15 protein-coding genes, 4 tRNA genes and 1 pseudogene are annotated in these 24,590 nt (G+C 37.9%); 3 read left to right on the forward strand and 17 right to left on the reverse strand.

Translation table 11 applies throughout. The features are described 5' to 3' along the window. Positions 1-93 precede the first annotated feature (93 nt). The 9 genes from FGD67_RS05465 to alaS all read right to left on the reverse strand — a co-directional run bounded on the left by FGD67_RS05465 (position 94) and on the right by alaS (position 9,416). Entirely contained in the window at positions 94-1,224 is a 1,131-nt protein-coding gene (locus FGD67_RS05465) for a sodium ion-translocating decarboxylase subunit beta (protein WP_257174046.1), read from the reverse strand. A gap of 8 nt (positions 1,225-1,232) precedes the next feature. After that, positions 1,233-3,014 carry a sodium-extruding oxaloacetate decarboxylase subunit alpha gene (gene oadA / locus FGD67_RS05470; protein ID WP_257174047.1) on the reverse strand — a complete coding sequence of 594 codons (1,782 nt, stop codon included), beginning with the start codon at positions 3,012-3,014 and terminating at the stop codon, positions 1,233-1,235. Between the two features lie 9 nt (positions 3,015-3,023). Beyond that, the gene (locus tag FGD67_RS05475; protein ID WP_257174048.1) at positions 3,024-3,299 is read right to left on the reverse strand and encodes an OadG family transporter subunit; all 276 of its coding nucleotides are present in this window, start codon (positions 3,297-3,299) and stop codon (positions 3,024-3,026) included. A gap of 1,036 nt (positions 3,300-4,335) precedes the next feature. Next, a tRNA-Arg gene (locus tag FGD67_RS05480) sits at positions 4,336-4,412 on the reverse strand. Positions 4,413-5,039: 627 nt separating this feature from the next. After that, positions 5,040-5,116 (reverse strand) — tRNA-Arg (locus FGD67_RS05485). Between the two features lie 103 nt (positions 5,117-5,219). Further along, positions 5,220-5,296, reverse strand: a tRNA-Arg gene (locus FGD67_RS05490). Between the two features lie 144 nt (positions 5,297-5,440). Continuing rightward, positions 5,441-5,532: transfer RNA gene (locus FGD67_RS05495), tRNA-Ser, on the reverse strand. A 204-nt stretch (positions 5,533-5,736) separates the two neighbouring features. Further along, the gene (gene csrA / locus FGD67_RS05500; protein ID WP_077285603.1) at positions 5,737-5,934 is read right to left on the reverse strand and encodes a carbon storage regulator CsrA; all 198 of its coding nucleotides are present in this window, start codon (positions 5,932-5,934) and stop codon (positions 5,737-5,739) included. 857 nt (positions 5,935-6,791) lie between these two features. Then, complete coding sequence (gene alaS, locus FGD67_RS05505) at positions 6,792-9,416, reverse strand: alanine--tRNA ligase (RefSeq protein ID WP_257174049.1); 2,625 nt, start codon at positions 9,414-9,416, stop codon at positions 6,792-6,794. Positions 9,417-10,194: 778 nt separating this feature from the next. Here alaS and FGD67_RS05510 point away from each other — a divergent pair. Further along, a complete protein-coding gene (locus FGD67_RS05510; protein ID WP_257174050.1) occupies positions 10,195-13,701 on the forward strand; it encodes a hypothetical protein in 3,507 nt (1,168 codons plus the stop codon). A 569-nt stretch (positions 13,702-14,270) separates the two neighbouring features. Here the strand turns inward: FGD67_RS05510 and FGD67_RS05515 are convergent. The 3 genes from FGD67_RS05515 to FGD67_RS05525 form a co-directional block, all read right to left on the reverse strand. Further along, a complete protein-coding gene (locus FGD67_RS05515) occupies positions 14,271-14,798 on the reverse strand; it encodes a hypothetical protein (RefSeq protein ID WP_257174051.1) in 528 nt (175 codons plus the stop codon). Between the two features lie 193 nt (positions 14,799-14,991). Continuing rightward, entirely contained in the window at positions 14,992-15,228 is a 237-nt protein-coding gene (locus FGD67_RS05520) for a hypothetical protein (RefSeq protein ID WP_257174052.1), read from the reverse strand. A 276-nt stretch (positions 15,229-15,504) separates the two neighbouring features. Beyond that, positions 15,505-16,485, reverse strand: a complete 981-nt coding sequence (locus tag FGD67_RS05525; protein ID WP_257174053.1) for a transposase — start codon at positions 16,483-16,485, stop codon at positions 15,505-15,507. Between the two features lie 462 nt (positions 16,486-16,947). Here FGD67_RS05525 and FGD67_RS05530 point away from each other — a divergent pair, with 462 nt between their 5' ends. Further along, the gene (locus FGD67_RS05530; RefSeq protein ID WP_257174054.1) at positions 16,948-18,093 is read left to right on the forward strand and encodes an OprO/OprP family phosphate-selective porin; all 1,146 of its coding nucleotides are present in this window, start codon (positions 16,948-16,950) and stop codon (positions 18,091-18,093) included. Positions 18,094-18,322: 229 nt separating this feature from the next. On the opposite strand, the pseudogene FGD67_RS05535 reads toward FGD67_RS05530, so the two are convergent. From FGD67_RS05535 to FGD67_RS05545, 3 genes and pseudogenes are all read right to left on the reverse strand, one after another. Further along, a pseudogene (locus tag FGD67_RS05535) lies at positions 18,323-18,487 on the reverse strand (PhoH family protein); the annotation flags it as partial. Positions 18,488-18,764: 277 nt separating this feature from the next. Beyond that, complete coding sequence (locus tag FGD67_RS05540; RefSeq protein ID WP_257174055.1) at positions 18,765-19,625, reverse strand: MBL fold metallo-hydrolase; 861 nt, start codon at positions 19,623-19,625, stop codon at positions 18,765-18,767. A gap of 438 nt (positions 19,626-20,063) precedes the next feature. Beyond that, on the reverse strand, positions 20,064-20,633 hold the full coding sequence (locus FGD67_RS05545) for a hypothetical protein (protein ID WP_257174056.1): 570 nt from the start codon (positions 20,631-20,633) through the stop codon (positions 20,064-20,066). 189 nt (positions 20,634-20,822) lie between these two features. Between FGD67_RS05545 and FGD67_RS05550 the strand changes: the two genes are divergently transcribed. Next, positions 20,823-21,842, forward strand: a complete 1,020-nt coding sequence (locus FGD67_RS05550) for a YafY family protein (RefSeq protein ID WP_257174057.1) — start codon at positions 20,823-20,825, stop codon at positions 21,840-21,842. A 24-nt stretch (positions 21,843-21,866) separates the two neighbouring features. Here the strand turns inward: FGD67_RS05550 and FGD67_RS05555 are convergent, their stop codons facing one another. Both FGD67_RS05555 and FGD67_RS05560 read right to left on the reverse strand, forming a co-directional pair. Next, a complete protein-coding gene (locus FGD67_RS05555; RefSeq protein ID WP_257174058.1) occupies positions 21,867-23,030 on the reverse strand; it encodes a cell division protein FtsZ in 1,164 nt (387 codons plus the stop codon). Positions 23,031-23,592: 562 nt separating this feature from the next. Further along, the gene (locus tag FGD67_RS05560) at positions 23,593-24,240 is read right to left on the reverse strand and encodes a hypothetical protein (RefSeq protein WP_257174059.1); all 648 of its coding nucleotides are present in this window, start codon (positions 24,238-24,240) and stop codon (positions 23,593-23,595) included. Positions 24,241-24,590: the final 350 nt, after the last annotated feature.

Here is a 24,590-nt window from a genome sequence, read left to right on the forward strand (position 1 = left end):
ACACACTATGCTATATAATGTGTACGTTTTGATATTAAAAATTATAACTGTCTAACCTACCACATACGAAGAGACATGTTTTTAGCTATGCCACTAACCAACTAAAGCTAACAAAATACCGGCGGCAACTGCTGAGCCTAGGACACCAGCAACATTTGGTCCCATAGCATGCATCAGTAAGAAGTTATGAGGGTTTGCCTCTAAGCCTACTTTATTAGCAACACGTGCCGCCATTGGTACTGCAGATACCCCCGCCGCACCAATGAGTGGATTAATTTTTTCTTTTGATATCCGGTTCATTAGCTTAGCCATAAGCACACCCGATGCGGTACCAATAGAAAACGCAACAGCACCAAGTGCTAATATACCTAGAGTTTCGACATTCAAAAATTTATCAGCACTCAATTTAGAACCAACACCTAAGCCTAAGAAAATGGTTACTATGTTAATTAGCTCATTTTGCGCAGTAGAACTTAAACGGTCTACGACACCACACTCACGCATTAAATTACCTAAACAAAACATCCCAACTAGTGGCGTTGCTGCCGGTAAGAAAAATATCGTCATTAACAATACCGCTAATGGAAAGATAATTTTTTCAACACGCGTTACTGGCCGTAACTGAGCCATTTCAATTTTTCGCTCATCTTCTGTGGTTAACGCACGCATAATTGGCGGCTGAATAATCGGTACTAATGCCATGTATGAATATGCAGCTACCGCAATTGCACCTAATAATTCAGGTGCTAATTTTGATGCTAAAAATATCGCCGTTGGACCGTCAGCACCGCCAATAATAGCAATGGCTGAGGCATCTTTAAGCGAGAACTCAAAACCAGGAATCGCATTTAAGGCAATTGCGCCAAATAAAGTAGCAAAAATACCAAACTGAGCAGCAGCACCTAATAATAATGTTTTAGGGTTAGCAATCAAGGCGCCAAAGTCAGTCATAGCGCCAACCCCCATAAAGATCAATAACGGAAATATGCCGGTATCGATCCCTGCGTAATATATGTAATGCAGTAAACCACCAACTTCAGAAAAGCCGGCAACGGGAATATTGGTTAAAATAGCGCCAAAGCCCATCGGGACTAATAATAGCGGTTCAAAGTTACGGGCAATAGCAAGATAAAGCAAACCACAACCAACCAGCATCATGATAACTTGGCCTAATTCAAAGTTCGCTAAACCCGTCGACATCCACAATAATTTTAATGATTCCATGAGATGTCCTATGCCAAACTCAACAATGTATCACCAACGGCGACTGAATCACCTTCTCGGGTGTAAATAGCAGAGATTTCACCGGCTTTAGTGGCACGGATCTCTGTTTCCATTTTCATCGCTTCCATAATGATCACCACTTCACCTTCTGCAACTTCATCACCTTCATTGACCAGTACTTTAAAAATATTACCTGCTAATGGCGCCTTTAACGGCTCTCCATCTGTTGAGCTTGCAACTGATGCTACAGCACTGTTAGCAGCTTGAATATGTTCAATTGAGCCGCCTGGTGCCACAACAACATCAAAAACCTTACCATCAACACTTACCGCGTAACTTTCTTGCCCCGTGTTTGCTGAGCTAACAACAGGCGCAGCGGCAATAGCACTTTTAGCTGAGGCTTTCGTTGGTGCCGGCTCAAAAGCGTCAGGGTTATTACGATTTACTAAAAATTTCAAACCAATTTGTGGGAACAAAGCATATGTTAAGACATCATCAATCGTGTCTTCAGCTAAGCTGATATTCTTTTCATTGGCAATTTGTTGCAATTCAACCGACAACTTATCCATTTCAGGATCAAGTAAATCTGCAGGTCGACAGGTGATCGCTTCTTTGCCATCAAGTACTCGCGCTTGTAGCTCTGCATTTACCTTATCAGCCGTTTTACCATATTCGCCTTTTAAAACCCCGGCAGTCTCTTTAGTGATTGATTTGTAACGCTCACCAGTGAGGACATTCAATACCGCTTGCGTACCAACAATCTGTGACGTTGGTGTAACTAATGGAATATAGCCAAGATCTTTACGTACTTTTGGAATTTCGGTTAACACTTCATCAAGCTTATCAGCCGCACCTTGCTCTTTTAATTGGCTTTCCATGTTAGTCAACATGCCACCAGGTACTTGGGCTAATAAGATACGAGCATCTATACCACGTAAACTACCTTCAAACTGTGCGTATTTTTCTCGAACATCTCGAAAATAAGTAGCAACTTCTGCCAACTTAACCATATCTAATCCAGTGTCACGCTGCGTCCCTTCAACGATAGAAACAATCGTTTCTGTTGGTGAATGACCGTAAGTCATACTCATTGATGAAATAGCGGTATCAATTACATCAATATCAGCATCAATAGCCTTCATATGGGTTGCCACGCTCAAACCTGTTGTCGCATGACAATGTAGTGCAATCGGTAAGGCAACCGTTTCTTTTAAGCGCCCAATAAGCTCGGCAGCATCGTATGGCTTTAATAAACCTGCCATATCTTTAATACATAATGAGTGAGCCCCCATATCTTCAAGTTGCTTAGCCATGGTAAGCCAACCATCAAGCGTATGAACTGGGCTTTCGGTATAGCTCAATGTACCTTGTGCATGGGCACCGACCTTTACCGCCGCTTTAATCGATGTTTCTAGGTTACGTACATCGTTCATGGCATCAAATATTCTAAAAACATCAATACCGTTAATATGAGCTCGCTCAACAAACTTCTCTACAACATCATCAGCATAATGACGGTAGCCTAAAATATTTTGGCCACGAAAAAGCATTTGTTGCTTGGTTTTTGGCATGGCTTTTTTCAGTGCTCGAATGCGCTCCCAAGGATCTTCTCCTAAATAGCGGATACAAGAATCAAATGTCGCCCCACCCCAGGACTCAATTGACCAATAACCAATATCATCCATTTTAGCTGCAATGGGCAACATATCTTCTAAACGCAAACGTGTGGCAAGTAATGATTGATGGCCGTCGCGTAAAACGACTTCAGTTATTCCTAGGGGCTTGGTCATGGTTATGTCCTATTTCTCTGTAGAGTGTTGTTGACGATATTGAGTAACAGCAGAAGAAATTGCTGCGACGACTGCCGGCGATACACCACCATTACCGTCTAGTTTTTTATTATTTCGTTTATTTGGCGCTCTACTTTCGATAATGGCATCTGGGTATTTTTTTGCCAACCTAACTAGCACCTCATTGATAAAAACAATCAATAAACCTAAAAAGGCAAAAACAAAGACCATTCCGGCTAGCATTAAAGTACCTGCTTCAATAAATAACGCTTGAAGATTTTCCATTTTTTTACTCTCAAGTAATTTTATACAATTAGAATAATCACTCCAATATGTAAAATGCAAACACATTTTTACAAATTGTTAAAAAAAAGCGATGTCAAGTGTAAATAGTTCAAAAAAACAGCGAAATTTAATAATATTTCACCATTATTTTATACAAAATGATATATCAAGTACATTGTATACAATATCAAACTCATGAATAACGGGTATTAGAAAGAAAAAAAACAACATAATATACAATATACTATATTTAAAAAACTAACCGGCTAGTCAACTTCATTTACTAAAAAACGAACCGAAAAAAGCAAAAATCAGTCATTAATTTACAACTAAATGACACATAACTAATTTAAATTCTAGGCAAGCAAATACATCTATAATGTTATTCTAGCGCCTATCGCTGACCTTGCCATTTATATGTTTTTTTATTGCAGAAACTGAATTTTGGATAATATCTTTGCGAATGACCACTATAGCGCTTTAATTTAATCTGCTCTTAATAAACCATTAAGTTGTAAATGTTTGGCTTTTTCGTAAAACCATAAACACTGAGTAAATTTAGTCGATATAGTTATACCGTATAATGAGCTTTTTACTTGGTAGATTAATACCAATTCTACTAAGCTTGTTCCCACTCAGTGAAATTTAAAACCTTTAGTGGCACAGGTTCACCGTTCCAGACTGAACCTAAGTACATCCATGTTGGCAAGGCATTGATTAAAGATAATGGTTATTCTCGACAACTGCTCCTGCGTTGTTCTAATGATTCACATCCCTGTGAGAACCTTGTCAAAATCAATAACACCGACGGCAAGCCTTTTAAAATCCCCCTAGGGAGCTACCAGCGGTTCGATAACCGGCGATAATTTCCTTCATATAGAATAACTATTTTCAAATAATGATCATTGTTCTCAAACTGCTGGTAAACGCTGAGTAAGAACAAATTTAATAGCTTGGGTATAATTAAAAAGTTAAAGAGGAAAGTTGCTATATTTAAGACGAAAAAAAACCAGTCATTAGACTGGTTTTTTCAATGTGGCGGACGCGGCAGGAGTCGAACCTGCGACCGCCTGGTTCGTAGCCAGGTACTCTATCCAGCTGAGCTACGCGTCCGCAATAAACTGTTTTTAATATCTCATATTTAGGAGATAACGAACAGAGCTCGTAGCCATTAACATTAGATAACTCATCCAACTAGTCTACGTATTCGCAATAAACTGTTTTTAATATCTCATATTTAGGAGATAACGAACAGAGCTCGTAGCCATTAACATTAGATAACTCATCCAACTAGTCTACGTATTCGCAATAAACTGTTTTTAATATCTCATATTTAGGAGATAACGAACAGAGCTCGTAGCCATTAACATTAGATAACTCATCCAACTAGTCTACGTATTCGCAATAAACTGTTTTTAATATCTCATGTTTAGGAGATAACGAACAGAGCTCGTAGCCATTAACATTAGATAACTCATCCAACTAGTCTACGTATTCGCAATAAACTGTTTTTAATATCTCATGTTTAGGAGATAACGAACAGAGCTCGTAGCCATTAACATTAGAATCCCATCCAACTAGTCTACGTATTCGCAATAAACTGCTTTTAATATCTCATGTTTAGGAGATAATGAATACCACGACTTAACGTACTATCCACAATACTTTAATAATATACCGACATAATGAAGTAAAATATTAAATAGAAAAAAACCAGTCATCTGACTGGCTTTCTCAATGTGGCGGACGCGGCAGGAGTCGAACCTGCGACCGCCTGGTTCGTAGCCAGGTACTCTATCCAGCTGAGCTACGCGTCCGCAATAAACTAATATTAATAACTTACCTAACATTAATTACATATTTATTTTTGATTAGCTTTAATATTAGCTACTCTTTATTATTTAGCCACTTAAAGAAAAGTGGCGGACGCGGCAGGAGTCGAACCTGCGACCGCCTGGTTCGTAGCCAGGTACTCTATCCAGCTGAGCTACGCGTCCTTAACAAACTTTTTATTTATATCTCTAAGTTCAAGAGATAGTGAACTAAACAATATTTACTTAGGTAGACAACCTAGTCAATATCATATCCATTCACTTGAACTATTTCATTATCGTTGTTCGTACGATGCCAATCTGAAAGAATGGCGGAGAGGGAGGGATTCGAACCCTCGATCCGGGATAAACCAGATACTCCCTTAGCAGGGGAGCGCCTTCGGCCACTCGGCCACCTCTCCAATGGGTGCGAATAATAAGGGATTAAAAAAATAAGTCAAACTTTTTTCAGCATTTTTTTCTATTTTCTGACTGTTTGTCGAGAATTCAAACAACACGCTCGTTTTTCAAACATTAATCAACGAAAAAGCCAGAGAAAAGTGATAATAATACATATCGTAAAATCAAAAAAGCCGACAAACGTCGGCTTTAATTATGAGCACCAATTAAAATTTATTACCTGAGGATTCACCCTCACCTTTTTCTGATTGTATTCTCATATAGATTTCTTCACGATGAACCGACACTTCCTTTGGCGCATTAACACCAATACGTACTTGATTGCCTTTCACCCCTAACACTGTCACTGTGACGTCGTCTCCGATCATCAACGTTTCACCAACTCGGCGAGTTAATATTAACATCCTAATTTCCTTTATGTTTAAAAACGATATCCACTAAATATATATAAGCTAGTAACAAATTAAATTTAGTCTAATTTTTGCAAAAGTGCATTAAAGTTCACAATAAGTATCTAAAATACTTATCAAACATTGAAGCTTCCATCGACAACGTCGAATTATCAGTGTTTAACAGAAAACTTATAAAAGCTCTAGTAGAATACAATTGCAACCATTAGCCTTCATTTTAACAACCTTGATGAAACAATAAACACTATATTGATAGTTTTTTGTAAATTTAGGTAAATTTTTATCAAACAATAAAAATAACCGCCATTATCGTTACACACTATTAACAAAAGACCAGAAAAGTGAGGAAAAAATTCGCTCTAAGGAGGGAATTATTTAAATTTACACTTTAACGCCTGTGGCACTTGCAAAGGACAGTGTAGTGTTCACCTAAAACAGTGGGCGTGATAGCACAAGTGTTGTAAATAAGGTTATACCAAGTCTATTAAGTTTGTTCCCACTCAGCGCTGGTAAGCTCCCTAAGGGGAATTTTAAAAGGCTTACCGTCGGTGTTATTGATTTTGACAAGGTTCTCACAGGGATGTGAGTCATTAGAACAACGCAGGAGCAGATGTCGAGAATAACCATTATCTTTAATCAATGCCTTGCCAACATGGATGTACTTAGGTTCAGTCTGGAACGGTGAACCTGTGCCACTAAAGCTTTTAAACTTCACTGAGCGGGAACAAGCTTAGTAGAATTGGTATAAAGTAGCTTAACCCGAACTGAGCTATACTATTATTAGCTTTTTGAAAGCCAATAAAAAAGGGGCTAAAGCCCCTTTAAGTATATTTATAATCTCTGGTGTTAAGTTAGCTTAATTTATCTTCTAACCAGCCTTTTGCTGCCTTTAAAGCGACTTCAATGTTTTCTGGCTGACTACCACCCGCTTGTGCCATATCAGGGCGTCCACCACCTTTACCGCCAACTTCTTGTGCTGCGACATTAACTAATTCGCCTGACTTTACTTGACCAATAAGATCTTTAGTCACGCCAGCAATCAAGCTCACCTTATTATCACTAGCTGTAGCTAGCAATATAATGCCTGAACCCATCTTGTTTTTCAGATCATCAACCATACCACGCAGAGATTTAGCCTCAACACCGTTCAAATTAGCAATAAGTGCTTTCACACCATTAAATTCAATGGCTTGACTCACTAGATCAGAGCCTGCTTGACTAGCCAATTGCTGTTTAAATTGGGCGAGTTCTTTCTCTAACTCTTTATTGCGCAAGATAACTTGTTCAACTTTACTGGTTACATTTACCGGGTCAGTTTTAACTAATACTGCAATAGTGTTTAACATTTGCTCTTGGGCAGTAAAATAATTTAATGCCGCCTCAGCTGTTACCGCTTCTATGCGTCGTACACCAGCAGCAATGCCTGACTCAGAAACAATTTTAAATAACCCAATGTCACCGGTACGATCAACATGCACGCCACCACAAAGTTCGGTAGAAAAGCCGCCTAAAGTAACAACACGTACTTCATCGTCATACTTTTCACCGAATAATGCCATGGCACCTTTTTCTTTTGCCTCGTCAATTTGCATTAACTGCGTTTCACGAGTTAAGTTACTGCGAATTTGTTCATTGACCATACGTTCAATAGTGCTTAATTCTTCACGTGTAACGCCTTCAAAATGAGAAAAGTCAAAACGTAATTTTTCAGCATCACATAAAGAACCTTTCTGCGTGACATGTTCACCTAGTACTTTACGCAATGTCGCGTGTAAAATATGTGTAGCGGTATGATTTTTAACAATAGCTGCACGACGCTCACTGTTAATCTCTGCTTTGACACGGCGGTTCAAACCAATGTTGTGATGCGCAATACCTTTGTGGGCAAATGCGTGACCTAATTTAAAAGTATCTGTTACTTCAAATATACCATCATCAATATGCAGCACGCCGCTATCACCAACCTGTCCACCAGATTCAGCATAAAATGGCGTTTTATCAAGCACAACAATACCAGTTTCGCCGGCATTTAGTTCAACCACGGATGAATCATCATTAAAAAGCTCAACAACCGTCGATGATATTTCATTACGGGTGTAACCTTTAAATTGGGTACGGTGATCAGACTTAATTGTGTTGTTATAATCAGTACCAAATTGACTGGCTTTCTGCGCTCGAATACGTTGCTGAGTCATCGCAGCATCAAAACCTTCAAGGTCTATGCTTAATTGACGTTCACGAGCGATATCCGCGGTTAAATCTGCTGGAAAGCCATAAGTATCATACAATTTAAAGACATCATCGCCGGCAATGGTATCGCCTTTAAGTTCAGCTAGAATATCTTCTAGTAACGTCATACCGCGATCTAATGTTCGGCCAAATTGTTCTTCTTCGATACGTAAGATTTTTTCAATAATAGCTTGTTGCTGAACAAGTTCAGGATATGCCTGCCCCATTTGCTCAGCTAAGGAGGCGACTATTTTATGAAAGAAGAATGATTTGGCTTCTAATTTATGACCATGGCGGATAGCACGACGAATAATACGACGTAAAACATAACCACGTCCTTCATTTGACGGCATAACACCATCGGTGATCAAAAAGCTACATGAACGAATATGGTCAGCAATAACGCGCAATGATTTATGCGCTAAATCGTCACACTCAAGTAATTTAGCGGTATCACGAATTAAGCCTTGGAAAATATCAATTTCATAATTGCTATGCACACCCTGCATGATTGCTGCAATGCGTTCTAATCCCATGCCCGTATCAACCGACGGTTTAGGGAGCGGTTCCATCGTACCATCAGCGTGACGGTTGTACTGCATGAAAACAATATTCCAAATTTCGATGAAACGATCGCCATCTTCATCAGGCGAACCAGGAGGGCCACCGAAGATATCTTCTCCGTGATCATAAAAAATCTCTGAACATGGACCACATGGTCCCGTATCACCCATCGACCAAAAGTTATCAGATTCGTACTTTTTATCTGCTGACTTATCACCAATACGAATAATTTTTTCTGCTGGTATGCCAATATCATTTAGCCAAAAGTTATATGCTTCTTCATCACTCTCATAAATAGTCACTAAAAGCTTTTCTTTGGGTAATGCCAATACTGTGGTTAAAAATTCCCACGCATAGTGAATAGCATCTTTTTTAAAGTAATCTCCAAAACTGAAATTACCTAACATTTCGAAAAAAGTATGATGACGTGCGGTATAGCCGACATTTTCTAAATCATTATGTTTACCGCCGGCACGCACACAGCGCTGTGCTGACGTAGCTCGTGTATAACTGCGGGTATCACCACCAAGAAATACATCTTTAAACGGTACCATACCGGCATTAGTAAATAGTAATGTCGCATCGTTGCCAGGAACAAGAGAGCTACTTGCAACAATTTGGTGCTGCTTAGAAGCATAAAAATCTAAAAATGCCTGACGCAATTGGGCACTAGTTTCAATCATTTGAATTTCCAACTTTTCGAAAAATTAATTCTGTTTAAGCGTTTAATAGTGTCATGATTTCGTTGATAGAGAAACCACGCTGTTGCATAAAGCGCACTGTTCTAGCTTTATCTATTTGAACTTTTATTAGGGACGCACCAAAGCGCTTATTATACGCAAGCTCAGCTTAAAGATACCAATGTATTTAAGGATTTATTGCTAATTTTTACACAGTTTTGCCATTAACGGTTGTTTATCCCCGTTCATTTTTGGCATTACAACAAGCATCTGTTGTAACAATTTGGTGACTTAACATATTATCGCTGAAAGGCCTTTCATTCAAAGTTCGTTATATAATAGAGCACACAATAATCGCCATATTCCTTCTTATCCCTCAGATTACGCTCAACTTTTATTGTAATTATTCACCTCTCTAATTTCGCTAAGTTCTTGCTAAGCGATAATAAAACAATAGCTTTGCTGAAATAAGGTGATTTAAAAGTACGTAATTAACCTGCATTATAGCTAAAGATATTCATTGCTATAGACCGATGAATAGTCAAGCTTACAACTTCACAGAGCAAGAAAAAGTACCGCTATAAAAGCATCACACGTTGATTAATGAGGATAAGTTTTACATTATGTTAATAATCGCGCAAAATAAACTCATACTTATAAAAGTAATGAATGAATAAGCCCTTTAAACACTCAAAAATCGCCTATTCGTCGATAGCATTGATATTACTTACAGTCATAAATAAAAGCTAAACTCTAGCTATTAATAAAAACAGGGATCTGTATGAAAGGACAAATTAAAAACATGCGTCTAGTGTGGCTAATTTTATGTAGTTCACTATTTTTACAAGCATGTGGTGGTTCAAGTGATCAAACGCCAACATTTAACATTAATGCATCACTTTCATCGGTAGCATTTACCAATGAATTCTTGCAAGATGAAGGCCACACTATTTCCGTAGATGTTACCTTTGATGGTAATGGTTTATTACTTGGTTTTGCCCCTACTGCAAGCCCCGTCGGTTGGTTAAATTACCGCATTGAAAACCTAACCAGTAACACCGCTACCATTCATATTGATGTGGTTAATGCTGATAGAATTAACCCAGACCTATACGGCACTACACTCAGGTTATCCAGTGGCGATGCAGCAACTACTAACTTTGCTCATGCTGATATTAATGTTTCACTACTGATTTGGCAGGCGCTAACTTTTGATGATACTTTTGGTGTTGAAAGCATTGCCGCGAAAACAATTAGCCTCAGTTCAAGTTCCGATAACCTTACCTTAGCCAGTTCAGTGCCTTGGTTAAGTGTTGATAAAAGCTTTGCCGACGGTATAACAACCATAACCGCTACCCCAAACCTTAGCGAGCTCACTGAAGCTAACTTATATAGTGGCACTATAGATATAACAACTCCGTTAGGCACCACTAAATATCCTGTTGAATTAAGTTTAGATAACATACATTTATTTGCTAATAAAGCGACGGTTGCTTTAGCTGAAACGGGTAATATTAGTAACAACCAAACCACGATTAATATCAATTCAAATAGTATTTTGCCCTGGGGATGGCAAGCCAGCACTGACGCAAGTTGGTTAACATTAACCGCTGATCCACAAAACAATCAATTAACCATCAGTGCAGACAGTACAACTTTAGCGAATAACAGCACAACAGTTGCCGAAATCACCTTAACTGGTGACGAAGCAACGAGCGCAATAGCACAGAGCATTCAAGTCAGTTTTTACAAGTCAGATGCAAATACTAAAAACAATACGGTTGAAGTTGTCGCTAATAGTAATAACAGTGAAAACACCAGTGGTGTAGTCATTAACCCGTTACTGCCTCAATATTACGTTGCCACTAACAACGAGCTTCGCAGTTACCACTTATATACCAATGAGTTGCTATCAACGATAGTTATCGCACCGGCAGAAACCTTATTAGAGCAACTCATTATTCATCCTGATGCCACTATCATGTTAGCTAAGGCTATCGAAACGACGATAATTGATGAAGAGACCAGCGAAACAGTTACCCACAGGTATCAAATTAACTTAGCTGACATGAGCTTTATTGAGTTAGCTGATACCGATATCATCAGCGAGCCTGTAAAGTTTGTCCGCATTGACGGACGCTACTTCGTTGCAACCGCCGTATTAGAATATGCAGATGAGAATCTAAACCGCGTTGGCTTTGATAGCGCCAGTGCCTTTTTTGCGCGAGCATTTAATATTGCTGAACAAACACAAGCATTATTTGCGCTAGATACCAGTGTTGACGTCATGTCGATAAAACGCATCGATATCAAAGTGAACGATTTTGGCCGTAATCCAATTAGCAGTAAAATTAGTCATACTTACCGCCCCGAGCTTTTAGCTGACAATGACCAAATTAGTGATTTTTATGTCACCGCTGATGAAAAAAATATCTATGCTATCAGCCCAACCAGCGAATGGATTAGCTTTGACGGTACAACATTTACCGATAATGGCGTATTAAATAGTGACGATACACTAACAAATTTGGCCCTTGCTCATAGCGCTAATGATCGCCCTCACTACGTTAGATTTGAAGATGCTGTTGGTTTTAAAGTTGATGTATACAATGAACAGCAAAGCATAGCGAATAGTATTGAATTAGGGCAAAATCAGCCAACCAATATGTTCATTGCTAATGGCGATAGCCGAGCAGTGCTAACATCAACAAGTGCTAACACCATCAGTGTCATCAACTTAAGTCAATTTTCTACTTCTGCTAAAAAACTCGCTTTTACAACAAGTTTTGGTAACAGCGCAATAGCGCAGCAAGAGCTTACTCTACAAAATATTGGTACGGATTGGCAAGCAACAACGAATGCGCCTTGGCTAATATTAACCCAACAAAGTGATGAAAATGGCGATAGTATTTTAATTGATATCGACCGTAGCTCAATTACCGGTTGGGGGTTAATGACGGCAAGTATTGCAATTTATGACCCTATAACTGACACCACAAGAGTTATTTTAGTTGAACTTGCGGTTGATGCTATCAGATTAAGTAGCAACTACCCTGCGCTTGCCTTTAACAGCTTAGCGACAGAACAAACACTAGTGCATACCGTTGATATTATAACCAATAGTGAAACCAACATAGCTTGGCAAGCAAGTACAAATGTAAACTGGTTATCGCTGTCAACTGATAACATTAACAACACGCTTACGATTACAGGATTGCCAGCAAATATAGCTACCGACGGTATTCACAATGCGGTAATTACCTTATCACCGACAACCGCGGGTTCAGCATTATCTGGCAGCATTAATGTAACATTCAATAAAGGTTCAAGTGATGCTATTGATGTTGATATAGAAAATATCAGCTTTAATACCTCAGGGATTGTTTTAGATCCTATGCGCCCATACGTTTATGTTGCTAGTGGTGATAGCCTGAGCACCTATCATATTATTTCTGGCGCATTAATTAACACAACAACTTCACCTTTAGCTGGAGTCGATTTAACTAATTTAGTCATTCATCCTGATGGCTCTATGCTTTTAGCATCAAATAGTGAAACTTACCTTAATGAAGATGAAGTGGAGCAGACTCGAGTTAACCACTATCAGTTTGACTTAACTCTTTATCAGTTTAGTCAAATCAACAGCGATGATATCACCATAGATTTTCGCCCGCTAATGATAAAAATAGTGGCGGGTGCACCTGTTGTTATTACCCAAACACTTGAGTATGCCGATCTTAACTTAGTGCGTCAGTACTGGGATCAAGAAAATGCATTTTTTGCCTCAACAATCGCCCAAGCAAATAGTGCTGATGTGTATATGGTTTATAATCAATCAACAACATCGCTTGAACGCTTTGTCTTGGCTTATAATGCTTATGCTAGTGAAATGGTTTCAGTAACCAATGAGCCTGCTTATACCAACGTAGCTTTTGATAACTTATCTAACTTTGCTATCAGCCATGACGGCAATACTATATATACCGCCGACAATGTTAGCGAATGGGCAAGTTTTAATGGCACCACCTACGCAGATAACGGACTACTGCAAGGCAATGCTAACGTGCAAACGTTTAACACCAGCACAGATACTGATGATAATAGCTATTTCTATCGCTTTGACCCAACGCTAGGTGTTACTTACAGTAAGTATAACAATGCCCAAGTCGAACTATGGTCTGAGGTTATTAGCAATGCCACAGCGCAAAGTTACTTAATGCCGGCTTATCAACGAGTGCTGATTTACGATGCTGACGCTACAACGTTAAGATTTCGTTCACATCAGTAGCTAGGCATAATAATACCAATTTCTCACTCAGTGAAATTTAAAAGGTTTAGAGGCAAGGTGTTGATTGAAGATAAGGGTTATTCTCGACAACTGCTCCTGCGTTGTTCTAATGACTCACATCCCTGTGAGAACCTTATCGAAATCAATAACGCGACCTGTGAGCCTTTTAAAATCCCCCTTAGGGAGCTTACCAGCGCTGAGTGGGAACAAACTTAATAGAATTGGTATAAGCCGCTTTATTCTACCTACTATTTAAGCGTTTATCAGCGTTATTTCACGGCCAATAGCACACTATTGGTTGGTAAAATGCTTTGCTAGCAGCTAAATTGTATCATTGCGGTTTTGTTAACCTGTCACTTAAAGAGAGTTAATGAATAATTCAACCAATAACGTTATAAATCGACAAGTTATGGTACTACCCAATCCGAGCTGATGTTATGTAGAACACCATAGACAATTGATAGGCTTCACTTTTTCTAAGGAAATGTTCACACCAGCTATATTAATAGCACCCGTAGGATTTCCAATAAATAACGTTTCATAGGATATTTTTAACTACAAGGTTATTCTTAATCACCCGTATTATTTTGTACCGACAAATTAAACGTTTTTAGATCACAGTTACTGAGGGCGTCACAACCTTTTATAATAAACCTTAGGCTTGATAGGTTTTCATCCAGAAAATTCGCACTACCTACAAAGTCACTCCCAATAGAGCAAGATAATTTGCTGTCATCAATTTTACATTGAACTTCACCAGTTGCGTTTGGGCAAAGTGAGAAAGAAGTGCTGCCACATTTAAGTTCTACTATTTTATTATTATCAGAATGTACTTCATCGTTAGCCGATAAATATAAATCTATTTTGTAGGATGCTGAGGTGGGGGATACCCACTGCACTTCAAAGCTAGTCCCTTTTGTAACCGTAACCAGCTCTCCTTCATAGTAATCTTTTGAATCAAATCTGATGTTCTGTAAAGTAAAGCTTTCTGTTTCATCTGGGAAATTATTGACGTCGTCAGCTTTTTTATCAGAACCGCCCCCGCCGCCACAAGCGCTGAGCACTAATAAAATCATGGTGAATAAAATATGTTTCATAAATGTCCTTATTTTAAAATTAAATGTACTTCATACTTGGCTGTTCTGTCGCCTAAGTAGCCGATAACAATAGCAAGGTTAACAGTAGTTGCCCCGATATTACAGATATTAAAATCAAGAAATTATTGACTATTTAAGCCGTAGTCACTGGTCAGCAATTTTCGTTTGATTAATTTGTTATATTTTTAATTACTCAAGGATGTTTTACTTGTTTATTAAACAATTCTGCAATACTTTTAAGCATATTATCAAAAGCATATAAGCAACTTGAAAGAAGAATTAATATTGCAAATGAAAACGTATCAAATGAAAAAACATTTGCTTTTGCTGCATCCACACCAGAAAGATCAAGTAATACAATTGATAAAGATATTGAGATTAAACACTTTATAAATCTCCAATAAATATTTTCAGTTTTTGACTCATCCATGATTTAAAACTCCGTAATTTGATAAAAAGACCTATGCCCAAGTAACAGGCCAATTAATCAATTAATCAATTAATTAATTATGCCATCCATAATAAATACAAACAATAATGGTGACGCACCGAGTGATGCACTTTGAGCAATTTAAAAGTAATTGACTAAATTTACCGGCTCTAACCGCTCATTTGAGCACAATATTTGCTATTCACTGAACGTTAGCGGAACTTTGCCCGCCACTCTTAAGCTAACATTGATTTCGCGAGGGTTAAAAAAAGAAACTTAAACGCTATTCAAACATATTTTAGCATTCGCTAGGCCGTGGGTTCTTTTTAGACCTACATGTTCACTAAATTCACATAAGTGCTCTGCTGTACCTACCGCGCCGGTAAAAATACCTTCAAAGTTAGTGGTCAACTTTAACCAACCTTTATCACTGATCTGTAGTCTTACCAGTATCTTAGTTACCTTAGGATTAATAGCGCCACGCTTATCATCTCTGAGTATGCGGCCGGTTTCATCCACAAGGGTGAAGTAATCTTGTAAGTTGAATCGAATACCTGTGGTTTTGCTTTTATGTTCATTTCCGCTAAAAGACAGTAACACGGCTGGTTGTCTGCCTTTTATTGCTGCTTTAATACGTAATTGGATACTGGTGAAGTCGGACTGCTCCGGTGTCGATGCAATACCCGCACGGACGGGGTTTAAGTCAACATAAGCCATGCACGACAGCAGTGCGCCCTCATCCAATAAGGCTTGTGATTTAAAGCGTCCCTCCCAAAAATGTCCTGTACATTTATCTTCTCGGTTGGCTTGACGGGCGATAGGCTCATTTAACGAGCGCATGAACCAGCTGATATCGATTAACCGTTGTTTATAGATGTTCGCGGTTTCTTCAACTATTGCCAGTTGAAACTTATCGAGAGGATGTTTACTTGTGTATTGCTGAGTCAGCAATGTGCCTTTAAATAAACGATGCCAACGCCTTAATACTTCTTCTGTTGTCCAACTTTTCACTTGCTCGCTATCTACATGTAATACCAAGTGTAAATGGTTATGCATAACAGCATGGGCACAAATATCGATAGCAAAGGCTTGAGATAATTGAAATATACGTTTTTCTATCCAACTGCGCGTGTGCGCATAACTCACACCCGTTTCTTTATCTACACCACATAAAAATGCCTTTCGTACCGTGCGGCTACAAATATGATAATAAGGCGTATCGAGTAAACTAATTTGTTGTGAACGGGGCTTAGGCATGACAATCACCGAACTTAGTAAGGGTAAATTAAGTGTAGTTTATTAGATGAAATGTAGACGAGCTATTATGGCTGGCCGATATTTTGGGCCGATATTTTCTTATGGCTGGCCTGATATTTTGCTGATATTTTGTTCTTATGGCTGGCCTGATATTTTGTTTGGCCTGATATTTTCTGTTTTCATTTATTTTTGATATTTTCAACTCATAACAGCTCAGTGCCATTATTTTATCGCGATGATAACCGACATACCAAAGCCACCCATCACTAAAGTAATTGGGTGGAATTTCACCCAACAAAAACATCTATAAATATTTTCTTATTATTTTTCAATAGGTTGATTTTTTTATTTATTGGTATGCTGCTTGCAATATTGAGATAGATACAAAGAAATACCATTTAGTAACATTCAAAAACAATCTAGAAAAATAAATCAACCTTTATATGAATTTTGGGGAAAACAATGAAAAATGTAACTCTTGCTATTACCACCGCAGCATTATTAAGCGCGGCAGGCACAGCTAATGCTGGTGCTAAAATTAAAATAAACGATGATGCCACAATCGACCTTGGCTTTCGTTTACAAACTTTATTAATCACCCGCAGCGGCGACGTTAATACAGAAGATGAATTTAAAGTACGCCGTGCGCGTTTTCGCTTAGGGTCAACCCTTACTGATAAAGCCAGCATTTTCTTACAAACTGACGTATCGGGTAAAAGCATGGATATGATCGATGCCTTTATCACCTTTAAGCCTAGTGAAAATTTTAATATTATTGTTGGTGAAAATATGGTGCCTGCATCACGCCAAAATTTAACTTCATCCGCAGCATTAATGACCTTGGATCGCCCAGGCATTGCTTATAAATCATTAAACTGGGGTGGCCGCGCTTTAGAGTCGTTTTCTAATACCACCATTGGTGAAACTAAATCTGGGCTTGGTTCAAAATACGCGGTTCGTGATGGCGGTGCTACTGTTTTTGGTAAGGGTAATATCAGCAACGACACTCATTACAAATATTATATTGGCTTATATAATGGTGCCGACGACGCGGCAAGTGATGGTTATATGTATTCAGGACGTTTTCAAGTTAACTTTGGTGACGCCGAAAGCGGTTACTACAACGCATCTACTTATTTAGGTAAAAAGGAAACTTATTCATTAGGGGTATCATATACCGCACAAGCAGACGCGACTATTGAAGTTGACACAGGTAAGGCTGTTGATTACTCATTATTAACCGTTGACGGTTTTATAGAGCAACCCATTGGTAATGGTACTTTATCTGCTGAAGCAGCATACAGTAAAATGGAATTAGACGGCGCAGGTTTATTACAAACAGGTGGTAATGGTAAAAATTCAGAAGGTGATGGTTTTTATGCACAAACCGGCTTTTTAGTTAATGATTGGCAAGTTTGGGCGGGTTATGAACAATGGGATTCTACCGATACAGCTAATATTGGTACCTTCGATTCAGTCCGTTTAGGTTTTACTTATTTTATGAAAGGGCAAAATTTAAACCTTAAAGCCGGTATAGAAAAAACCAATTTTGACTGGAATGATAAGTCAGATACCTCTTTTGTATTAGGTGCTTACGTAAACTTTTAATCCCTGTAGGTCTCATTCCCACTGCCACGGCGTTAAGGGTTTTGATCTTTGATAAATTACGTTCTCTTCACACAGCGGACTTGTGCCTTGGTGAAAACCTTGGCGCAAGGACTTTCTCAGTTCAAGCTTAATTCACGCGTCAATAGCGAGATCTATTGCAAGTGAATTAAGTGTAGAAATCAGGAAAGATAGCGGCTAGAAAAGCATTTATTATCCCGAGTTCAGCTTAATTACTGTCTATTTGCGCTAAACCCATTACAGACAAACTTAGCTCCTTCTCCACAACGCGTAATAATTGTTTTTGATTTGTGTCTCAGTTAAATTTTGACATTCTCCTAATCACTAGTGGATTTTGAATACTGCGACCACGCATAAAGTTGACAGATTTAAATTGGTACCAATTCTACTAAGTTTCTTCCCACTCAGTGAAGTTTAAAAGCTTTAGCGGCACAGCTTCACAGTTCCAGACTGAAGCTAAGTAGCTACATCCATTTAGGCAAGGTGTTGATTTCGACAATGGTTATTCTCGACAACTGCTCCTGCGTTGTTCTAATGACTCACATCCCTGTGAGAGCCTTATCGAAATCAATAACACGACCTGTAAGCCTATTAAAATCCCGCTTCGGGAGCAAACTTAACAGACTTGCTATTACTATTGTAGTTGATACTGTTTACTTTAAATCAGCAATTAAAGTTTTTAACCATTTCTCTTCGGTGATAAATGACCAAGATAAATGCTGATACTTCTCCCCAATACCTTGTGCAACAATATCTGCTTCAGACTTACCCGCAGCCAATGCTTTACTGACTTTATCAATGCTATAAGCCATCATTTCAGCAAAGGCAACTAGACGCTTTTTATTAGTTAATTTGCCATGACCAGGAATTATCACTACATCATCTGGCGTGTTAGCTATCATATGGCGAACACTGGCTAAATAGCCTTTAATACTGCCTCCACTTTTTAGGTCAACGTAAGGAAAACCGACTTCAAAAAATAAATCTCCCGTGTGCAAAACATTAGCGTTTTTAAAATACACGTACGTATCGCCATCGGTATGTCCCGCGGGCAAATGCGTTAGCTGGACTTCTTCATTATCTAAATAAATGGTAATGCCATCTTTGTAAGTAACAACCGGTAAACTTTCAGCACTAAGCCCAGCTTTACTACTTAAACGGTTACGGACGTTTTCATGGGCAAATATAGGTGCTTTATGAGCAAAGAACTGATTGCTGCCAGTATGATCACCATGATAATGAGTATTGATCACATACTTAAGTTCATTATCTTCAATGCCCTTCATCGCAAATTCAATTTTCTCAGCTAAAGACGCAAACTTGTCATCAACCAGCAATAAGCCCTTTTCTGTTGCTAATACACCAATATTACCACCGGGACCTTGTAGCATATAAACATCACCGGCAGCCGGTTGTACCGTTATATTGGCATCAGCCATATCTTGTGCGGCAACCGATGCAACCGCAGAAACGCCCAATAACAGTGCCAACGTCACTAAAGATTTTCTCAACATAATTTTCCCGTTATATTTTATATAAAAATGATTTAGTAATAAAAGTAAATTGAACTCAACAACTACAGAATAGACCCTAGTACGGCGAATAAATTTCTTTAATTTACATTGGACTTTTTCAGATTTATGTTACGTAAATAACCTGTACCAAGTTCAGTCTGGGAAGTCCATAGCTTACTAATGTAATTTGATGCTTTAAGAAATTCGTAGACAGTAAATTAACTACCTCAACTTCCCATCGTTACGTGTTGAGTATATCTTATTTTTAATAATCTGCTTTGTGATGGTGGCTAGAAAACTTTCAGCTACAACATTATCATGAAAATTCCCTCACCAACTCATCGATAGGATAGTCCCTTTAAGAATATTAAATATGTTCTGTACAAGTAAATAACTCTATTGTTTTAGATTCATAACGTAGATGTAATACCCGATGAATCAGGTCCAAACCATCGGGTGTAATTTTGCATTTTCTTTATTCATGTTCTTCATAAATTCTGTATAACCTTGGAACTCTGAAAAATCATTTAAAGTAAAACTGTTCTTTTTCTTACTTAACTTGTGTTCAATAAATGATAATAGTGTGGATTCATATAAGAAACAGAATTGGTCCATCATAAGCTCACGATACGAAATTAATGCCGAGGCTTTAAAATATGTTTTTAGGCTATGAGCCAACTCTTCATTCTTACCAATGAGACAGGAGGAAAATATAACTAATTTCCCATGGTTTTTTTCAGGTAACGGTTTTAAATTATCCCCATCAAAACAACTTTTATTCGTTAAATGAAAGCCATCATATTCACCATGACCTGAGAATATTATAATATCTTCTTTTATTTTCCTTGATAGAAAGTATTCTAAATCCTGTAAAGAGTGCACTCTTTCATAATTAAAATCCCAACCAGCTGATTGGCAAAATGGCTTCCAAAAATCAGCTGCATTTCTTGTTACAGTATCTTTGTGGTTTTCATTTAAAACAGTGTCAAAAACTCGTACTCCAAACATAGACATTCCTTAATGCGGTTTAATAAAAACAGGCAGTTTAATTAAAATATTAAAATTTAATTAAGTTAAAACAAGACTATACCTTACTACCATGGTTTTTGTATTTAATAACAACTAGTGCGACACTTATTGTCGCATTAGTATGATAGCCTCTAATATAATTGATTAATCATACTAGAGGCTCAGGCTTTGTTAGCATTTCAGCGACGATTAGATTTACTTGATCATATTCCACGCTCCCCTAATAAAATCTCTACACGGCAACTACTTGATTTACTTGAGTCTTACGGCCATGAAAAGCTAGTTATTAGAAAAATACAGCGTGACCTAGAAGCGATTGAATCTTTAGGTATATTTGGGCTTGAAGTAGATAAGCGCTCAAAACCTTATGGCTGGTCAATCAACCTAAACTGGAAAAAACTTAATATTTCTTTAATGGATGCTAATTCTGCGTTGGCATTTTCAACGTTAAAAGAAGTGGCGGGCACTTTACTGCCAGAGTCGACCTTAGATGATCTTTCTGCATATTTTCAAAAAGCAGACATTATCATTAAAAATGAAAAATCTCCCTTGATCTCTCACTGGAAAAACTCAGTTGCTTTAATTAATAGTAATAATCTGGTGTCTTTACCGTTACCTGATGAGGAAGCATTATCTATCATCAAGCAAGCAATTTACTTCAAGAAACAAATATCAGCAGATTTAAAACGTTACTTATTGGCTAATAAAAATCCTATCTGGAAACGCTATCAGCACATAAACCCATTAGGCTTAATTCAACGAGAAAATGTTGTAACCTTGATATGTAGCATAGGAAGCTTTCATCAAAAAATTTACAAATTCCCCATCGCTTTTATTAAAAATGTTGAGATAGATGATGTTGAGGTCAGCGTTCCAGAGCAGTTTAATTTCGAACAAATAAAAAACTCATATTTCAGCTCTAACCTTAGACATGAAAAAATATCACTCGTTCTGTTAGCTCGTAAAGACAGTTACTTTGTTATGAGTAATGGTAAGTTCAGTGATAATCAAACAACGATTGAAACTGAAAATTCGGAACTAGTAAAAATTAGTGCAACTGTTGAAGATAATCCAAAACTACGGGCTTTTTTACGTGGTCTGGGCAGCTCGATAGAAGTGCTAGAACCTAACGTTTTAAGAACATATTTTAAAGCACTAGCGCAAGAGTTACTCACTAAGTATCAATAAATTTTGCATTAGAAATACACTAGATCACACCTTTACTTGGGCTAAATCGTTTAATCGTTGAGCTTCTAATAGCTTTCTCGTTATTGCTGGGATATCAGTATAATCAGCCTCAGCTGAAGCTACCTGTTCATTACTTTCAATTGAGCTACTTTCATGACGAATAAAAGATAAATCATCATCTAAATATGAAACTTTCTTGGTTTGTTCTTTGTTACTTACTTGCTTATCCGCACAGCTTATTCCTGATGCTATCAATAAGATCTCAAGGGCTGAATCTAAATTGGGATCTAAGGTTACACCAACAACAATAAGGGCTGATTCATTGGCTAATTTAGAACGAATTTGTTTAGGTATACCGTCGTATGTCGATAATTGTATCTCTTCTCGACAAACGATCTGAATAATAATGCCTTTTGCGGTGTCAATATTGGCAATAGATACCAGTGGATTATTAAGCGCTTGCTCTAAAGCTTCTAGGTATTGGTCTTCGCTTTCAGCTTTACCGACGCCAAGTATCGACTCCCCTTCATATGATAATATTCTTGAAAAATCATTTTTATCAACATTTATGAAACCTGTTTGAGTAAACATTTGAACCAAGGCTGAAACTAAATTTTTTAATACGTCATTACTTTGCTTGAAAGCAGAAAATAGCCCGACACTATCACAAAGCCCTTTAAGCAGTAAATCATTGGATAGTGTAATAAAGGCTTGTGCTGGCTCCTTAATATCACCTAATCCTTGTAACGCGTAATCCATACGCATTTTACCTTCACTTTCAAATGGTAAGGTCACAATTGCTATACAACTTATGCCTAATTCACGAGCTACTTTCGCCACCAAGGGGCTAGCGCCTGTGCCTGTTCCACCACCAAAACCGGCGGTAATAACAACTACATCACTACCTTGAAGCGCATTTTCTATGGCTTCCTCACTTTCTTGTGCGGCTTTCAATCCAACAGCAGGGTCTGCACCAGCTCCATAGCCATTGGTTAAGTTTTCACCTATCAACACTTTATTTTCAACATCGATGAAGTTCAGCGTTGCTAAATCTGTATTAACGGCAAGTAAATTAACACTATGACCTAGATTGCTTTCATGTAACATATTAACGGTATTACAACCGCAACCTCCAATACCAACGACAGTAATAAGTATTTCTGCTCGTGTTTGCAAAAGTTCTTCCATTATTTTTCTCATTGATTAGCTTTGAAATTATTATAAATTACAGCTGCGTCATTAATTGTCGCAAACAAGTTGTGAATGGCGATTTTGTAGTCTCATACCAATTCAACTAAGTTTGTTCCCACTGAGTGAAATTTAAAAGCTTTAGAGGCACAGGTTCACAGTTCTAGACTGAACCTAAGTACGTCCCTGTAGGTAAAGCATTGATTGAAGGTAATGGTTATTCTCGACAACTGCTCCTGCGTTGTTCTAATGATTCACATCCCTGTGAGAACCTTATCGAAATCAATAACGCGGCCTGTAAGCCTTTTAAAATCAACCTTCGGGAGCAAAACTTAATAGACTTGGTATCAGTTGAAACAAAAAACTAGGCTATCATCAATATCAAAAATTATAGAATCAGGCATATTTTCAACTGAAATGCTTTTTATAAAGGATTCTTTATCTTTAATTGGTAAAAATTGCTCGTCTTTAGTGATTTGATTAAATTTTACTGCGGTTAGTTTTGCTCCATCTGTACTGCTTGCATTAAATGCCAGAGTAAGCGCTTTTAAGTTAATAGCATCTATGTCGCAAACAATGAATGGATTTTTTCTATCGCTGATAGCCTTTCTTCTGCCGTGGCATCAAGAAACAAGGTTATAGCCATGGGTTCACAAGCTAAGGCTAAGGCCCGTTCGTCAAAAGTTATAGTATCGAGAAGATAGCGCACTAGCATGCCGTCGAGTTTTATTGCCGCGGCTCTAGCGTGTGCACAGCGCATTAACCCGTCACTTTCATAGAACAGCTCATCTTCTTCTAAAATGTCTTCATAACATTTATCTGCAATAGGTCTTTCAGAGTGAATAGTAATGGCTAGAATATTATATTTTGTACCGATGGGCATTAGGTAAGGTAGCAGCTGATAGTGCTTTTTTAGCCATTGGTAGAATGATATAAACTTACCTGACTGGGTATAAACTTTATCTTTAAAGTTAAAGATGGCTACTTGACCATCACTAGTACTGGCCATAAAAACAGCATGGTCGTTATCTTCTGTTGAACTTTCATTCCATACTACAACTGGTTGTTTTTTTGTATGTTTTGAAATGGATTTCCAAGCACATTCAGAAAGTATTCTCACTAAGGTAATACACTCATCAATGAAGTATGTCTCGTAGTCATTGGCATTAAGTAAGTCATAATTTAATTCTTTCAATTTAGCTGTGATCATAATAGGTCCTTAAATTTTGTAACTAACGGCTTGATCGGTAAAATGTTGAGATCGATAAAAAAGCGAGTAAATGAGTAATCATCTCGCTTGATGTAATAAAAGTAGCCTGTGGTTATAGCGGAAACATTTGGTGTTTTGACTTGAGGAACAATTGTACATTAACATAAATTAAAAAATTAAAAGTGCTAGTTTTTGACAATTTAATTTCACTTGTGATTGAATGTATTTTCTTCGAAAACCGTCATAACTCATCACAAATCTTAATAAGAGCAATTCTAATCACAAAAATAGAATGAATATTTATCAGAAAGAGGAAGTGGCTTTATTTATGCGGCACAAAAAACTGCGAT

It is taken from the genome of Colwellia sp. M166, from assembly GCF_024585285.1.
In the GTDB taxonomy this organism is placed as follows: domain Bacteria; phylum Pseudomonadota; class Gammaproteobacteria; order Enterobacterales; family Alteromonadaceae; genus Cognaticolwellia.

Bases quoted from the DNA above. Each gene is read 5' to 3' on its own strand.
- FGD67_RS05525 (WP_257174053.1), bottom strand. From the start codon at position 16,485: ATGCCTAAGCCCCGTTCACAACAAATTAGTTTACTCGATACGCCTTAT.
- FGD67_RS05555 (WP_257174058.1), bottom strand. From the start codon at position 23,030: ATGGAAGAACTTTTGCAAACACGAGCAGAAATACTTATTACTGTCGTT.
- FGD67_RS05515 (WP_257174051.1), bottom strand. From the start codon at position 14,798: ATGAAACATATTTTATTCACCATGATTTTATTAGTGCTCAGCGCTTGT.
- FGD67_RS05540 (WP_257174055.1), bottom strand. From the start codon at position 19,625: ATGTTGAGAAAATCTTTAGTGACGTTGGCACTGTTATTGGGCGTTTCT.
- FGD67_RS05475 (WP_257174048.1), bottom strand. From the start codon at position 3,299: ATGGAAAATCTTCAAGCGTTATTTATTGAAGCAGGTACTTTAATGCTA.
- oadA (WP_257174047.1), bottom strand. From the start codon at position 3,014: ATGACCAAGCCCCTAGGAATAACTGAAGTCGTTTTACGCGACGGCCAT.
- csrA (WP_077285603.1), bottom strand. From the start codon at position 5,934: ATGTTAATATTAACTCGCCGAGTTGGTGAAACGTTGATGATCGGAGAC.
- FGD67_RS05560 (WP_257174059.1), bottom strand. From the start codon at position 24,240: ATGATCACAGCTAAATTGAAAGAATTAAATTATGACTTACTTAATGCC.
- FGD67_RS05465 (WP_257174046.1), bottom strand. From the start codon at position 1,224: ATGGAATCATTAAAATTATTGTGGATGTCGACGGGTTTAGCGAACTTT.
- alaS (WP_257174049.1), bottom strand. From the start codon at position 9,416: ATGATTGAAACTAGTGCCCAATTGCGTCAGGCATTTTTAGATTTTTAT.
- FGD67_RS05530 (WP_257174054.1), top strand. From the start codon at position 16,948: ATGAAAAATGTAACTCTTGCTATTACCACCGCAGCATTATTAAGCGCG.
- FGD67_RS05520 (WP_257174052.1), bottom strand. From the start codon at position 15,228: ATGGATGAGTCAAAAACTGAAAATATTTATTGGAGATTTATAAAGTGT.
- FGD67_RS05545 (WP_257174056.1), bottom strand. From the start codon at position 20,633: ATGTTTGGAGTACGAGTTTTTGACACTGTTTTAAATGAAAACCACAAA.
- FGD67_RS05510 (WP_257174050.1), top strand. From the start codon at position 10,195: ATGAAAGGACAAATTAAAAACATGCGTCTAGTGTGGCTAATTTTATGT.